We start from the raw sequence: 13,925 nt of genomic DNA on the forward strand, positions 1-13,925 counted from the left end.
CTGGTCGCTGTCCCTGCGGGGCCGTCAGGGGCGTGGGCTCGGCTTGCGGGCGCTCTGCTCGAGCATTTCCGCCAGCTCGCCGACCGTGGCGGCGACGCAGGTCAGCCGGAACGCCGCGGGTGCCGTGACGGCTCCTTCGGCCGTGACGAGTGCCGCCAGACGGATCGCGTTGGCGGCGAACATGTCGTCGTCGGGGAGCCGTTCGTCCGGATCCGCAGGGGGGCGTCCGAACATGGTGGTCCATGCCTTTCGCAGCACTTGACCGGCCGGCCCGTCCAGGGCGGCCTGCCGGCGTCGCTGTGCTGACCCGGTGGCCTCCTGTTCGCGCAGCGCTTTCCGGTCGACCTTGCCGTTGGCGTTGAGCGGTACGGCGGAGATGCGGTGCAGCCGCGAGGGGACGAGGTAGTCCGGCAGATGCCGGTTGAGGTGGGCGCGAGCCTCGTCCGGGGCGAGTCCGGCGGCTGACACGTAATACCCCGCCAGAGCGAACGTTGCTCGCGTCGCCCCGACCACGGTGACCACGGCCGCGTCGATGGAGGGGTGGGCCACGAGGGCGGCCTCCACTTCGGCGGGCTCCACACGATAGCCGCGGATCTTCACTTGATCGTCGATGCGACCGAGGAACTCCAGCAGGCCGGTAGGAAGCCACCGGCCGATGTCGCCGGTGCGATACATCCGGGCGGCCGGCGCGGAGCTGAACGGGTCCGGCAGGAATTTCTCCTCGGTGAGATGTGGCTTGCCGGTGTAGCCGCGCACGACGCAGGCGCCTCCGATGTAGAGCTCGCCTGGGACGCCCACGGAAACCGGGCGCAATGCGTCGTCGAGGACGTACATGGTGGTGTTGGGGATAGGCCTGCCTATCGGCAGGGACTCGCCGACCTCGTCTCCAGTGACCATGTGCACGCAGTTGCCGACGGACGCCTCGGTCGGCCCGTATTCGTTGATCATCGGTGTCGTTTCGTCGATCCGGCGCCAGCTGCGCATGATCCGCACCGGGAAGGCGTCGGCTCCGACGGCGAGGAAGTGCGCCAGCGACCGTGCCTGTTCCGGTGTGAGCAGCTCACCGAGGACAGCCAGCTGACCGGGGGTGAGTTTGAGGAAACTGAACGGGGCGAGCTCGTTCAGCCGCCCCGCGACTTGACCGGTGTCGAGCGTCTCGTCGAGAACGCACACCCGCTGGCCCATGATCAGCGGCGCGTAGACGTTGGGCACCACCATGTCGAAGGCCACGGAGGAAAACAGCGCCGCCCCGCCGTCACCGTGAGAGGCGTACTCCTGCACGCACCAGCGCAGGTAGTTCGCCACGCCGGCGTGGGGAACCTCGACGCCCTTGGGCACGCCGGTCGACCCGGACGTGTAAATCACGTACATCAGGTCCTGCGGGATGCAGGTGCGGCCAAGACCGGTAACCGGCGCTTGGAGCGTGTCGCCGGCGTCCATCCGCCGCACCGTCCAGGCGCCGGCCGGCACCTGGACGTGGTAGACAGCGTCGGTGAGGACGGTCGAGACGCCCGCATCCTTCAGCATGTAGAGGATCCGATCCGCGGGCTGTCCCGGCTCCAGCGGAAGGTAGGCGGCGCCGGACTTCAGCACGGCGAGGAAGGCGACGATCATGGAGACGTCTCGTCTGGCGTAGATCCCCACGACCGACCCCACGGCGATGCCGTCCGCTCGCAACGTGTGAGCGAGCTGGTTTGACCGCTCGTTCAGCTGTCGATAGGTCATCCGTTCGCGCGTGCCGACGACCGCGACCGCGTCGGGTGTCTGCCAGGCCTGTTGCTCGAACAACTCATGAACGCAGTAAGGCGGCGGGTACGCGGTGTTCCGGCCGTTCCATTGATGCAGGACCAACTCCTCCTGGTCGCCGGTCAGCGATGAAACGTCTTGGTGGTTGGCGGAGGCGTCGATGGCGGCGAGCGCGGTGGCATGCAGCCGCAGCAGCTCGCGTGCCTGCCCAGCGGTTAGTTCTGGTCCTGCGGTGATTTGTAGCGTCACCCGGCCGGTGTCCGGGTGGTGCAGGACGTCCACCCGGCAGGTTCCGTCGAACGGTGCGCTGAACTCGATGTGCGCCGCGGTTGCGCAGCCCAGGTCTGAAGCCTCGGGGAGGACGGTGACGGCGAAGGTGGTGTCGAGGATCCGGTCGGACCGCAGCCGCTGGTGCAACCGCAGCAATGACTGGTCGGCGGAACGCGCGGCCCGGCGTCGGGCGGCGGTCACTTCCCGGGACAGGTCGGCCCAGGTCCCGGTTGTGGCCCTTACGCGTACTGGGACGGTGACGCAGCGCGCGCCGACAGGAACGGCGTGCTTCGTGTCGGTGGGTGTGGTCTCGACTCCGATGGCGATGTCGGACCGCCCGGTGGCGAGGCCTACCGCCTTGGCGTGGGCGGTCAACGCCGCATCGGCTAGGGAGATCCCGCAGCGGTCGGCGAAGCGGGCCAGCCTGGCGGTGACGTCGTCGGGCAGCGGCATCCGCACGACGGTCTCCGTTGCGTCCTGTGCGGAGCCGTGTGCCCAGAATGCGGGGGTGCTCGGGACGAAGTCGACGAAGGTTTCTGCCCAGCCTTCTGCCGGCGTTTCCGGGAGGTCCTCAGCCGGTAGGACGCCGGCGCGATGCTCTCCCTGCGGCCCTCGAGGATTCTCGACGCCGATTTCCGTTGGGTAGCGGGTGCCGTTAGCGAGTTCCGTGGGCCCACCGGTGTATCGCGCGCGCAACTGCCGGTGCAGCGTGGCCACAGATGCGGTATCGAGCAGCGCCGGGTGGCTGACGGTGTGCACCTCGACGGTGCTGTCCCGTTCCACCAGGACGAACTTGATCAAAGGAGCTTCTTGCATGGCGAAGGGCTCACTGCGTACCTCGGAGAGAATATTGGCTGCGCTCGGGGCGCTGCCTGCGAAGACGATTGCCGGAACGGTGCCGGGCCGCTCGGCCCAGGCCGGCTGGCCGGCCGTGACGTCGACCGCGGACCGCAATGCGAGGTGTTGGTCGCTCAGCCAGTTCACGGCCGCTGCGAACATGTCGACGTCGAGCGGGCGTGGCCAGACGCTGACCGCGGTCAACCGAGGGTGGTGCTCGCTGGCGCGGTGGGTCAGGTGTAGCAGCGCGAGCTGCGATTCGCTGAGCGCTTCGACGCCTGCGGTGCTCGTGCTCAACGGGTTCTCCTTCTCGCCGCCGGGGGTTGTAGGTCATGTCACGGGTGGGCGGTGGTGAGCCTGACTGGCAAGGTCTGGTAGCCCCAGGTGCGGTTGGACCGCATTCGTTGCGCGCTGCCGCTGATTTCCGGGACCGTTGCGCGTGTGGCCAGTTCTTCGAGCAGGATCTGAATCTCCCGCCGGGCGGTCCACGCGCCGAGGCAGAAGTGGCTTCCCATCCCGAAGCTCAGGTGCCGGTTCGGTTCCCGGCCCACGTCGAACGACTCGGCGTCTGGGAACGCGGCATGGTCACGGTTGGCGATCGGGGGCCACAGACTCACCTGCTGCCCCGCGCTGACCCTCTGACCAGCGATCTCGATGTCCGTGGTCGCGGTACGCGCGATGTTCAGGCTGGGCGCGGACCATCGGATGATTTCTTCCACGGCGGCGGGCATGAGCGATGGGTCTTTGCGCAGGCGGGCCCACTGCCCGGGATGGTCGGCCAACGCGACAACGGCGCCGGCCAGCGCTTGGCGTGTCGTCTCGTGTCCACCGGCGAGGAGGAGGTGGGCGTTGACGAGGATCTCCGTGGGCGTGAGGCCGGTGTCGTTGCCCGACCGGGGCCGGGCCAGGGCACTGATGAGGTCTTCGCCCGGTTCTGCGCGACGATCGCGGAGGAGATCCGCGAAGTACGAGAAGAGCTGGGCGTTCGCTGTGACGGCCGGCGAAGCGATGCCGCCGCCTTCGGCAGTGGGATGGTCTTGCCTCTGGCCAGTCGTCGCTTCGAACGCCGTCTCGGTCCACCGTGCCACCGTCCTGCGGTCAGCGGCTGGGATCCCGAGGATGGCGCCGAGCACCGACCATGTCAGTTCGGCGGCGATCTCGGTCATGAAGTCGAACTCGGTTCCGTCGGCGTGCTTGTCCACCGCCGTTCGAGCGGCAGCACGTAATGCGGGCAGGAGCTGTTGCATCGCGGTTTCGCTCAGATGCGGGCTGAGCGTGGCCTTGATGCGGCGATGATCGCCACGGTCAGCTTGGACGAGCATCGTGCCGGCAGCGGGCTGTTCCCTGCCTCCGGCCTGGCCGACCTGGATGCCCTGTCGGCTGGTGAAAGCGTTCTTGCTTCGAAAGACCGTCACCGCGTCGGCATAGCGCGTGAACACCCAGAATCCGACACCGCCGGGACGGTGATTCCAGTAGACCGGATGTTCACGCTGCAGCTGGCGCAGCTGGTCGAGGCCGCCGTCGTGCGCCGTGTACAAGTCTGGATCGGCCAGGTCGATGCCGGTCAACGGGAAGCGCGCGGTGCCCACCTGTCCGGCCGAGAAGGTGTCGCCATTCATCGCCGTGCCCCGGCGGAGGTGTCCTCGCCGGCAGTTAGCTGCGCGAGTGCAGCCATCTGCTGACGCAGTGCGGGAAGGAACCGCAGCGCCGTGGCGTCACGCACCTCGTTTCGGTTCCATTGGGCGAACTCGTCGTGTTCGCGAGAAACGGATTCGTCCGCCCATCCTCTGTCGGCGCGGCCGCGGGCGACCTTGGCCTGCCACTCCCGTCGCGACTTGGTCATGTAGTGGTGGATCCGGACGATGTTCATACCGCGGGCGAGCTGTGCGGACCTGCGGCTGACGCCGTCGCCTGCAAGGCGGAAGCCCCGCTCTCCGAGCGGGTTGGCGTAGGCGGCTGTTTCCAGATGGTGCACATGCAGGTGGGGACGCACGACCCTTGCGGGCCTGACGACGCTCTTGACGGGGGTCACAGTGTCGTCGTCTGCGTGCTGGCGCCACTGGAAACGTTCGATGACGGGTTCCGGACGGTGGACGAGTTCCCCGCTCGACCCGAAGATCAGCCATGGAAGCCACATGCCGTCCAGGTCATCGACGGTGGCGAGAACATCGGTGAGGCGGGTGGCCTCGACAGGGACGGCGAACTCGTCGAGGTCGCAGAACAGCACCCAGTCGCTAGTGCCTCGCACACGCCCCAACGCGTCTTCGTATGCCGGAACTTGCGGTCCGTGTCGGAAGCGGCCGGTCCAGGGGACGCAGGTGATGACGCCGGCACGGTCGAGCGCGTGGAGCAGGCGGTGTCCGGCGACGTCGTGACCGTTGTCGTAGATGATGACGCGGTCAGCGCCGATCACCCTCTGGTAGGCCACCCACTCCAGTAGGTACGGCGTTTCGTTCCGGGCGATCGCGACAACGCTCAGCTTCATCGGGTCACTGTCCTGTCGGCTGCGCTTCGTACTGCGGCAGCGGCAGCGACGGTGGTGTGAGCGCCGGCAACCCGTTCCAGCGCAGCAGCCTTCGGCGGCGAAGGTCCAGCGCGGTGTCGATGACGTCGTCAACGCTCGCCCCGGCGACCTGCGCGATGGCCGTGAGAGGACGGTCGCCGTCGGCCAACTGCAGCACCGCGGCCGCGACCCCATCGGTTTGCGCCTCCAAGATGTCGGTGGCCGCCGGTGCGAGAGCACCGAAGTCCGGGGCAGAGACCTCGACCGGCCCGAGAAACACCCGGTCCAATCGCGACCCGTAGAGGCAGTCGAGGGCTTCCTCTGGCCTTTCCACGATGGGCATTCCGCGAAGGTTGAACGACGTGTTTAGCAGCACCGGTAGCCCGGTTAGCCGGTCGAATGCCTCCAGCAGCCCCCTGAAGCTGCCGGGCAGGTCGGCTGCCACTGTTTGCACCCGGCAGGTGCCGTCGACATGGACGATCTCGGTGACCTGGCCGCGGGCGTGCTGCGCCACCGGCCACACCTGCAGCATGAACGGGCTGTCGGGGGTAGCCATCTCGAACCACTTGTCGGCCCGCTCGGCCAGCACCGCGCCGGCGAATGGGCGGAACGTCTCCCGGAACTTGACCTTGTGGTTGAGGACGTCCTTCATGCCGGGGATCCCGGGGTGGCACAGGATGGAGCGGGCGCCTAGAGCGCGGGGGCCGAGCTCACCGCGGTCGTCGAACCAACCGATGATCTGTCCCTCCGCGATCGCCTTGGCGGCCGCGGCGGCGGCGTCCGCCATCGAGCAATGCTCGATCGGCTCCAGCCCCCATCCCCGCGCCAATGCGGGAATGTCCCGGCCGGTCAGCCGGGGCGGCCCGAGATAGACGTGCCGGAGCCGCGGTGCCGGCCCGGCCTTGAGCTGCCGGCCCGCAGCGGCGGTGAGGTTGTGGTGTGCGTACAACGCGGCGCCGGCAGCGTTGCCGTCGTCGGTGGCGGCGGGAAACACCGACAGCCGGTCGATCGGGGCGTCTCTGAGTAGCCGGGCGTTGAGTACAGAGTTGAGGAAGCATCCGCCACTGAGTACCAGCGACGGCAGGTTGGTTCGTGAGACGAGGTCACGGACCAGATATAGGCAGGCTTCCTCGAACTCGATCTGGATCTGGGCGGCGAGGTCGCGATGTTTGTCCTGCAGCGGTGCGCCGGCCGGACGGGGCAGCAGGCGCAGGCCCGCGGCGTCACGGACGGCGAAGCCGAGGCCGACGAGCGACGCGGCGGCGCGGTCGAACCTCAGCCCGCCCGGCGTCACGTCGATGAACAGGGTTTCCCTGCTAATCCGCTTGCCGAACGGAGCAAGGCCCATCGTCTTGCCGGCATCGTCGTAGGTGCCAGCTTCGAAGAACCCGAGAGCCAGGGTGATCACGCGGTAGAGCTCTCCGATGCCGCTGAGCTGCTCGGGCAGCCCGATCGTCCCGTCCTGCCGCATTCGGCCCGCGATCCGATGATGGTCGCGCTCGTTGCGCAGGACGACCTGCGGCATCTCGCCCGGCCGGAAGGCGAACCCGGTCTCGCGTTCGCGGCCGGCGCCGTAGCGCGAGCCGTAGGCGTCGACGACCAGCGCCGAGGCCTGCTCGAATCCCGATGTGTAGAACGCCGCTGAGGCGTGCGCGAGGTGGTGCGCCGGATGCGGCATTGCGAGCCGCCTGGCCTCGGGCACGATAAGGCCGAGGCTGTCGGCAAGCTGATCCTCGTCCTGCTGGTCGCGTGATTCGGTGGATGTCGCAATCCAGTGGTCGATGTCGGCGGTCGAAAGCCGTTCGCCGTCGAGCACTTCGCGGGTGAGCCGGGCCATCGCGGCGGCGTAGGCATGCGCCGCTACGACACCTCGCTTGATGCGGCAGCTGCGCTCGAGCGCTGCCGCGGCACGGATCCGGCCGTCGTCGACCAGGCAGACGCTGCTGTCGTGGCTGAGGTTGTAGCCGATGACGAGAGGCATGTGGGTGCTCCGGGGAGGAAGAGGGCGGGAGGAGACGACGCCCGGATCAGGACTTAGAGGTGATCAGCCAGTAACCCCACATGAGTGAGCGCCGGGTGACACCGGCTTCGCCGCCGGTGACGCCGTGTAGTGCGCTGGAGCAGTTGGGCATGATGAAGGCGCGGTTAGGGCGGAAGTAGATGTGCCCGGCCGGTGTCCTGCCGGTGTTCGGGCTGAAGGACACGGTCTCGACCTCGTCGGGCGCGATGGCGTACGTGGTGGTTCCCCATCGGCGAGTTGATTCGTCGGTGGTTGGTCCACGCAGGTCGAGGTAGAGCACGATGGTTAGCAGCTTCGGCAGCGAGTCGACGTGGGCACCAAGGGCTTCTGCCTGGCCCCGATCTTGGTTTGCCCATAGCCGGAACCCGGGCTGGGTGATGTTCCGTACGTCGGGGTGAGCGAGGTTGTCCTCGACGACGTCGGCGAACCGGGTGAACAAGGCGCGTGTGAGCGGAGCCGAGCGTGTGAGCCGAGCCAGGCTTCCCCAGGTGTCCGGCGTGTCGACGGTTTCGGGCTTCCAGCTCTGCAGCCCGGCGCTGTGGCGTGAGCCGACATGTTTCGCGCTGCCGCCCCCGACGTTGACGGGGTTCAACGTCAGCTGCGGCCAGTCGCGCAGCACGTCCTGGTAGAGGGGGTCGGGGAGGAAACCGTCGACCGTGGCGACGGTGAACGGCTCCTGGGAAACGCGGGCGCGCCCGATAGAGAAGGCGAGCTCGGCGGCGTGGGGTTCGTTCTCGGTGCCGGCCCCGGGCCCTGAGCAGTAAGCGTCCAGATACGCGGCTACCCGCGGATACCTGCTGGTGTCTAGCGGAGGAGCGGTGGACGTTGTCACGCTTGTTTCCTTCCTCTACCAGGCGAACCGCACTGCGAGACGTGCGCGACCGTTCCGATCGGGAATGTCGCGGCGCTGGCTAGACAAGCGCTTCTGCGGTGGGTTGTGCTGATCACACGACGGTGAGGTAACGGAGGGTGGCGCAGACGTTACGAACGCATGGACCACTGTGCTTCCTGCGCAGGCTGCGTGTCGAGAGCCGTCTGGCCTGGGAACGCGCACAATTTGTGCGTGTTCCCGGCTTGCGCCATGATGCTGATCTGTGGCTGATCCGCGCTCCGGCTGCGACAAGGAGCGCTGCCGGAAGCTCAGCCCTCAGGCGGTCTCCGGTGAGGCATCTCGCGCGCGGTTTCGCCAGTTGACGCGGCTCTGCGCTCGGCGTGATGGTTGATTCATGCGCAACGACGAGCACATCGGCGCACGGATTGCGACATGGCGACGGATACGTGGGCATACTCAGCGTCAATTGGCTGAAGGTACGAACACCTCCTTGAGCCTTATTCAGAAGATCGAGCGTGGCGAGCGCGCCGCGACAGGCTCGGTGATCTCTGCCGCTTCGCGCTACCTCGGGATCGACCGTGGGACGCTCACAGGCCAGCCGTATCTGACCCGCGACCGCGGTGAGAACAACGTGCACGCGTCGGTGACCGCGATTCGCCGAGAACTGGCCTCTTACCAGATGCCGCCTGAAGACGAGGTGCGTACACCGGACTTGGCGACCCTGGGCGCGCTCACCGCCAAGGTGTCGGCGATGCGCCACCGGGCCGACTTCGATGCCCTCGGTACCGCGTTGCCGCTGGCCCTGCAACAGCTCAGACATGCCACACACGCGACCTCAGGAACGGCAAGGGAAGCCGTCATGGCAATGCTCGCTGAGGTGTATTACGCCGCCCGGCAGCTCACTCACAAGCTTGGCTACTTCGACCTGACGTCGTTGCTCGCGGACCGCTATGGGTGGGCAGCGGGGCAGGCGGGGAACCCACATTTGCAGGCCCTCGCCGATGTCCTACGTGCCGGTGATCTTGACTCCGTCGGCGATTGCCGCAGTGCCCGGACCGTCCTCCGCATGACCACCTCAAGATTTGATCTCCGCGCACGGTCGTCGAGCGATTTGTCGGTGTGGGGCTGGCTGCACCTCATGTCCGCATACACGGCAGCCCACGCGCGGGACTCCGCCGCCACGTGGGCGCACTACGAAGAAGCCCGAGCCGCCGCTGAAAGTCTCGCCACCGACCAAGATCACTATCGCCTTGCGTTTGGCCCGACCAACGTTGCTATCTGGGGGACAGCTCTCGGCGTCGAGTTGATGGACAGCGCGGAGGCGCTCGAACGTGCCCAACACGTGCACCTGACCCCCTCGACGCCTCCTGAGCGTGCTGGGCACCATTACATCGACTTAGCACGCGCTCAGCTCCTGCACGGCCGCCGCGATGCCGCGCTGCGATCCCTGCTCACCGCACGGTCAATCACGCCCCAACAAGTCCGGCACCACCCGCTGGCGCGCGACACCGTCATCACCCTCGCCCAAACCGAGCGCCGCTCAACATCAACGCTGCGTAGTGTCGCCAATTGGATGGGCATCGAGGATTGATCGGCTGCTTGAGGAAGCCACGTGCCAGCAGGCCCTCGCAAGAGACCGACCTGCCCATCTGAGCGTTGTCCCGGCACCAAGACCGGGGTCTCCTGCCGGCACGGCTGGGGTCGCCTGGCCTCTGGAGTGTCATTCAACCGCGCACCGCGACGGCCACCCCCTGGCCGCTAGGCTGGTTCGCTGGTCGGCGGGACAGGGGTGACAGAGTGGCAGACTCGTTTGTGCATCTGCATGTGCACACTGAGTATTCAATGCTCGACGGCGCTGCAAGGCTTAAGGAACTCCTGGCCGAGGCAAAACGACTGGGGATGCCCGCCGCGGCGATCTCCGACCACGGCAACATTCACGGAGCGTACGACTTCCAACAGCAGGCTGTTGCCGCTGGAGTCACGCCGATCATCGGAGTAGAAGCGTATGTCGCGCCCGACTCGCGGTTCAGTAAAAACCGGGTCAAATGGGGCCGGCCCGAGCAGAAGCGGGACGATGTCGCCGGCAGTGGCGCCTACACCCACATGACCCTCTGGGCGCGCAACCCGACGGGCCTGCGCAACATGTTCAAGCTGAACTCGCGCGCCTCCATCGAGGGGCAGTTCGGCAAGTACCCGCGTATGGATCTCGACCTGATAGCCGAGCACGCCGAGGGGATCATGGGCACCACCGGCTGTCCGTCCGGCGCTGTGCAAACCCGGCTGCGGCTGGGGCAGTTCGATAAGGCGCTCAAGTCCGCTGCGGCGTACCAAGATGCCCTGGGGAAGGAGAACTACTTCCTCGAGATCATGGACCACGGCCTACCTATCGAGCGCCAGGTCCGCGACGGCCTGTTGGAGATCGGCAAGAAGCTCGGCATCCCGCCTCTGGTAACCAACGACTCCCATTACACCCACGAGGCGCAGGCCGAGGCCCACGACGTGCTGCTGTGCGTGCAAACGCAAAGCAATGTCTCGGATCCAGACCGGTTCCGGTTCGACGGGAACGGCTATTTCATCAAGTCCGCCGAGCAGATGCGGGCAATCGACAGCTCCGATGCGTGGCAGGAGGGCTGCGCCAACACGCTTCTGGTCGCGAGCCGGGTCGAGTCGTACGCCGAGGTGTTCGCTGAGAAGAACCGGATGCCTCTGTTTCCGGTGCCCGATGGTGAGACGCAGATGTCCTGGCTGCGCAAGGAGACCCTGGCAGGCATGTCTCGCCGGTTTCCCGCGGGAATTCCGCAGGAGCACCTCGACCGGTGCGAGTACGAACTCGGCATCATCGAGCAGATGGGCTTCCCGTCCTACTTCCTGGTTGTCGCCGACCTGCTGCGTTTCGCGCGGGAACGAAAGATCCGGTACGCGCCTGGCCGTGGCTCTGCGACCGGTTGCGACGTCGCCTATGCTTTGGAGATCATCGAGCTCGACCCGATCCACCACGGGCTGATCTTTGAGCGGTTCCTAAATCCCGAGCGCATCTCGATGCCTGACATCGACCTCGACTTCGACGAAAGTCGGCGCGGCGAAATTATCCGGTACATGACCGACACTTATGGCAGCGACAACGTCTGTCAGATCGTCACCTTCGGCACGATCAAGGCTAAGGCCGCCGTCAAAGACGCTGCCCGGGTGCTCGGCTACCCATTCGCTGTCGGCGACAAGATCACAAAGGCCTTACCGCCGGACGTCATGGGTAAAGGCATCCCGCTGGCCGGCATCTTCGACCCTTCACATAAGCGATACCACGAGGCCGGTGAAGTTCGAAGCCTGTACGAGCAGGATGCCGACGTCAAGAAAGTCATCGACACCGCGCGAGGGATCGAAGGGCTGATCCGCCAAACCGGGGTGCACGCGGCCGGCACCATCTTGTCCGGGGATCCCTTGCAGGACGTCATCCCCGTGATCCGCCGCCCCGACGACGGGACCATCATCAGCGGTTGGGATTACCCGGCCTGCGAGTCGCTCGGCCTTCTGAAAATGGACTTCCTCGGCCTGCGCAACCTGAAAATCCTTGACGACGCGGTGAACAACGTCCGCGCCAACCATGACCCAAACTTCGAGCTGTCGGCTCACCATGACTGGCTCGAAGACGCCGAGACGTACAAGATGCTGGCTACGGGCGAGACCCTGGGAGTGTTCCAGCTCGACGGCGGTCCGATGCGTGCCCTACTCAAGTCCATGGCCCCGACCGCGTTTACCGACATCGCGGCTGTTCTCGCCCTCTACCGGCCCGGACCGATGGCGGTCAACGCTCACAACGACTACGCCGACCGCAAGAACGGCCGCAAACCAGTCGTGCCGATCCACGAGGAGCTGCGCGAGCCGCTCGCCGACATCGTCGACGAGACCTACGGGCTGATCGTCTACCAGGAACAGGTGCAAAAGGCCGCTCAGCGCGTCGCCGGATACTCGCTAGGCGCGGCAGACCTGCTGCGCCGCGCCATGGGCAAGAAGAAGGCGGAAATCCTCGAGAAGGAGTTTGTCAACTTCAGGGCGGGGATGAAGGCCAACAACTTCTCCGACGAAGCGATCCAAGCACTGTGGGACGTACTGCTGCCGTTCTCCGGCTACGCGTTCAACAAATCTCATACCGCAGGTTACGGCATCATTAGCTACTGGACCGCCTACCTCAAGACGCACTACCCGGCTGAGTACATGGCGGCCCTGCTGACCAGCGTCGGCGACGACAAAGACAAGATGGCAATCTATCTCAACGAGTGCCGCCGCATGGACGTAACCGTACTGCCACCGGACGTGAACGAATCCACCGGGCCGTTCGCTCCAGTCGACGGGAAGATCCGCTTCGGGCTGAATGCGGTACGCAACATCGGCGCCAACGTCGTAGATTCGATCATCCAGTCCAGGGCCGACAAGGGTCGCTTCACCTCGTTCAACGACTTTATCGACAAGATCGATGTCGTGGTATGCAACAAGCGCGTGATTGAATCCCTGATCAAAGCCGGGGCGTTCGACTCACTCGGCGCCACTCGCAAAGGCCTGCTTGAGAAGCACGAAATGGTCGTGGATATCGCCGTGGACGTCAAGCGGAAGGAAGCGTACGGCCAGTTCGACCTGTTCAGCGAACCCTCAACCGCGGGGGCACCCGCAGCCGCGGTCGGCTTGCCAGCCGAATACTCCACCAGCGAATGGGACCGCAAGACCAAGCTCGCCTTCGAACGCGACATGCTCGGGCTTTACATCTCCGATCATCCACTCGCCGGCGCGGAACGGTCGCTGAAAAAGGTAGCCGACACGGTAATCGCCGAACTCAACGAGGAAACCCCGGAGCGGCAACCCGTCGTGCTCGCCGGGCTGATATCCGCAGTCGAGCGCAGAGTCACCAAAGACGGAAAAATCTGGGCTATCATCAAGCTCGAAGACCCTACCGGCAGCATCGACGTGCTCTTCTTCGCCAAGACCTACGAGCTGTTCGGCCACGAACTCATTGCCGATCGCATCGTCGCCGTGCAAGGTAGGGTTAACCACCGCGATGGCGCCGTAAGCATCTTTGGCTCGGATCTGAAGATTCTCGAACTATCCGACAGCGACCTCGCCGAACACCCACCAATCAAACTCATCATGGACGTCGCTCGAGTCAACGCGGTGCTGGTCAACGATCTCAAACACGTGCTGCAGGGCTACCCGGGCAAATCACCGGTGCACGTCAAGCTGCGCAATGGTGCCCGGGTCACTGAGCTTCAGCTAGCCGTCCGGGTCGAGCCGTCACCGGCGCTCAACAGTGAGCTCAAGGGCTTACTCGGGGCAGGATGCCTGGACTCATGACCGCCATCGCCAGCAACGGCAACCGGTGCCCTGTCTGCGACACCGAGGTCATCCTCGCCGCAGATCGGCCCCATCCGCGGTTCCCCGCTGCGATGCATCGACAGTACCTGTGCCCGGTCTGCCACCGTGACGATCCCGCTGCCAGTGGCCTGCTAGCGTTCTTCGCCGTCCACCCGATGGTCGAACTATCCACATCCGACACGTTCGCCGCCCTGGTTCGGGAATGGCTCGATCGGGTGCCGGATCCGCCAATGGTGTCCGACGAGGATTTCGATGCCGACGTGGAGGCGTGGCGGCGTGGCGATTTCGACGGGTGAACGTTCGGCCCCACGCACCACCATCATTGTCACCTTGCGGATCGCCGGCCGGCACCCTTG

At 65.9% G+C, this 13,925-nt stretch carries 8 protein-coding genes; 3 read left to right on the forward strand and 5 right to left on the reverse strand.

Translation table 11 applies throughout. The features are described from left to right. Positions 1-24: 24 nt before the first annotated feature. From Asi02nite_RS25700 to Asi02nite_RS25720, 5 genes are read right to left on the reverse strand one after another with little or no spacing between them, the layout of a single operon-like run. Positions 25-3,150 carry a non-ribosomal peptide synthetase gene (locus Asi02nite_RS25700; RefSeq protein WP_203716487.1) on the reverse strand — a complete coding sequence of 1,042 codons (3,126 nt, stop codon included), beginning with the start codon at positions 3,148-3,150 and terminating at the stop codon, positions 25-27. A 38-nt stretch (positions 3,151-3,188) separates the two neighbouring features. Then, positions 3,189-4,472: a cytochrome P450 gene (locus Asi02nite_RS25705; RefSeq protein WP_203716488.1), complete on the reverse strand. Its 1,284-nt coding sequence runs from the start codon at positions 4,470-4,472 to the stop codon at positions 3,189-3,191. Then, on the reverse strand, positions 4,469-5,338 hold the full coding sequence (locus Asi02nite_RS25710) for a glycosyltransferase family 2 protein (protein WP_203716489.1): 870 nt from the start codon (positions 5,336-5,338) through the stop codon (positions 4,469-4,471). Before Asi02nite_RS25710 ends, Asi02nite_RS25705 begins: the two co-directional genes overlap by 4 nt. A 4-nt stretch (positions 5,339-5,342) precedes the next feature. Then, positions 5,343-7,337, reverse strand: a complete 1,995-nt coding sequence (locus Asi02nite_RS25715; protein WP_203716490.1) for a carbamoyltransferase C-terminal domain-containing protein — start codon at positions 7,335-7,337, stop codon at positions 5,343-5,345. Between the two features lie 46 nt (positions 7,338-7,383). Then, positions 7,384-8,208 carry a hypothetical protein gene (locus Asi02nite_RS25720; RefSeq protein WP_203716491.1) on the reverse strand — a complete coding sequence of 275 codons (825 nt, stop codon included), beginning with the start codon at positions 8,206-8,208 and terminating at the stop codon, positions 7,384-7,386. 394 nt (positions 8,209-8,602) lie between these two features. On the opposite strand from Asi02nite_RS25720, the gene Asi02nite_RS25725 reads away from it, so the two are divergent. The 3 genes from Asi02nite_RS25725 (at position 8,603) to Asi02nite_RS25735 (ending at position 13,865) form a co-directional block, all read left to right on the forward strand. After that, positions 8,603-9,799, forward strand: coding sequence for a helix-turn-helix domain-containing protein (locus tag Asi02nite_RS25725; RefSeq protein WP_203716492.1), 1,197 nt, complete (start codon positions 8,603-8,605; stop codon positions 9,797-9,799). 206 nt (positions 9,800-10,005) lie between these two features. Beyond that, on the forward strand, positions 10,006-13,548 hold the full coding sequence (gene dnaE / locus Asi02nite_RS25730; protein WP_203716493.1) for a DNA polymerase III subunit alpha: 3,543 nt from the start codon (positions 10,006-10,008) through the stop codon (positions 13,546-13,548). Next, the gene (locus Asi02nite_RS25735; protein WP_203716494.1) at positions 13,545-13,865 is read left to right on the forward strand and encodes a DUF6300 family protein; all 321 of its coding nucleotides are present in this window, start codon (positions 13,545-13,547) and stop codon (positions 13,863-13,865) included. The genes dnaE and Asi02nite_RS25735 overlap by 4 nt, the downstream gene beginning before the upstream one ends. The last annotated feature ends 60 nt before the right edge of the window (positions 13,866-13,925 follow it).

The organism is Asanoa siamensis (genome assembly GCF_016862555.1).
In the GTDB taxonomy this organism is placed as follows: Bacteria; Actinomycetota; Actinomycetes; order Mycobacteriales; family Micromonosporaceae; genus Asanoa; species Asanoa siamensis.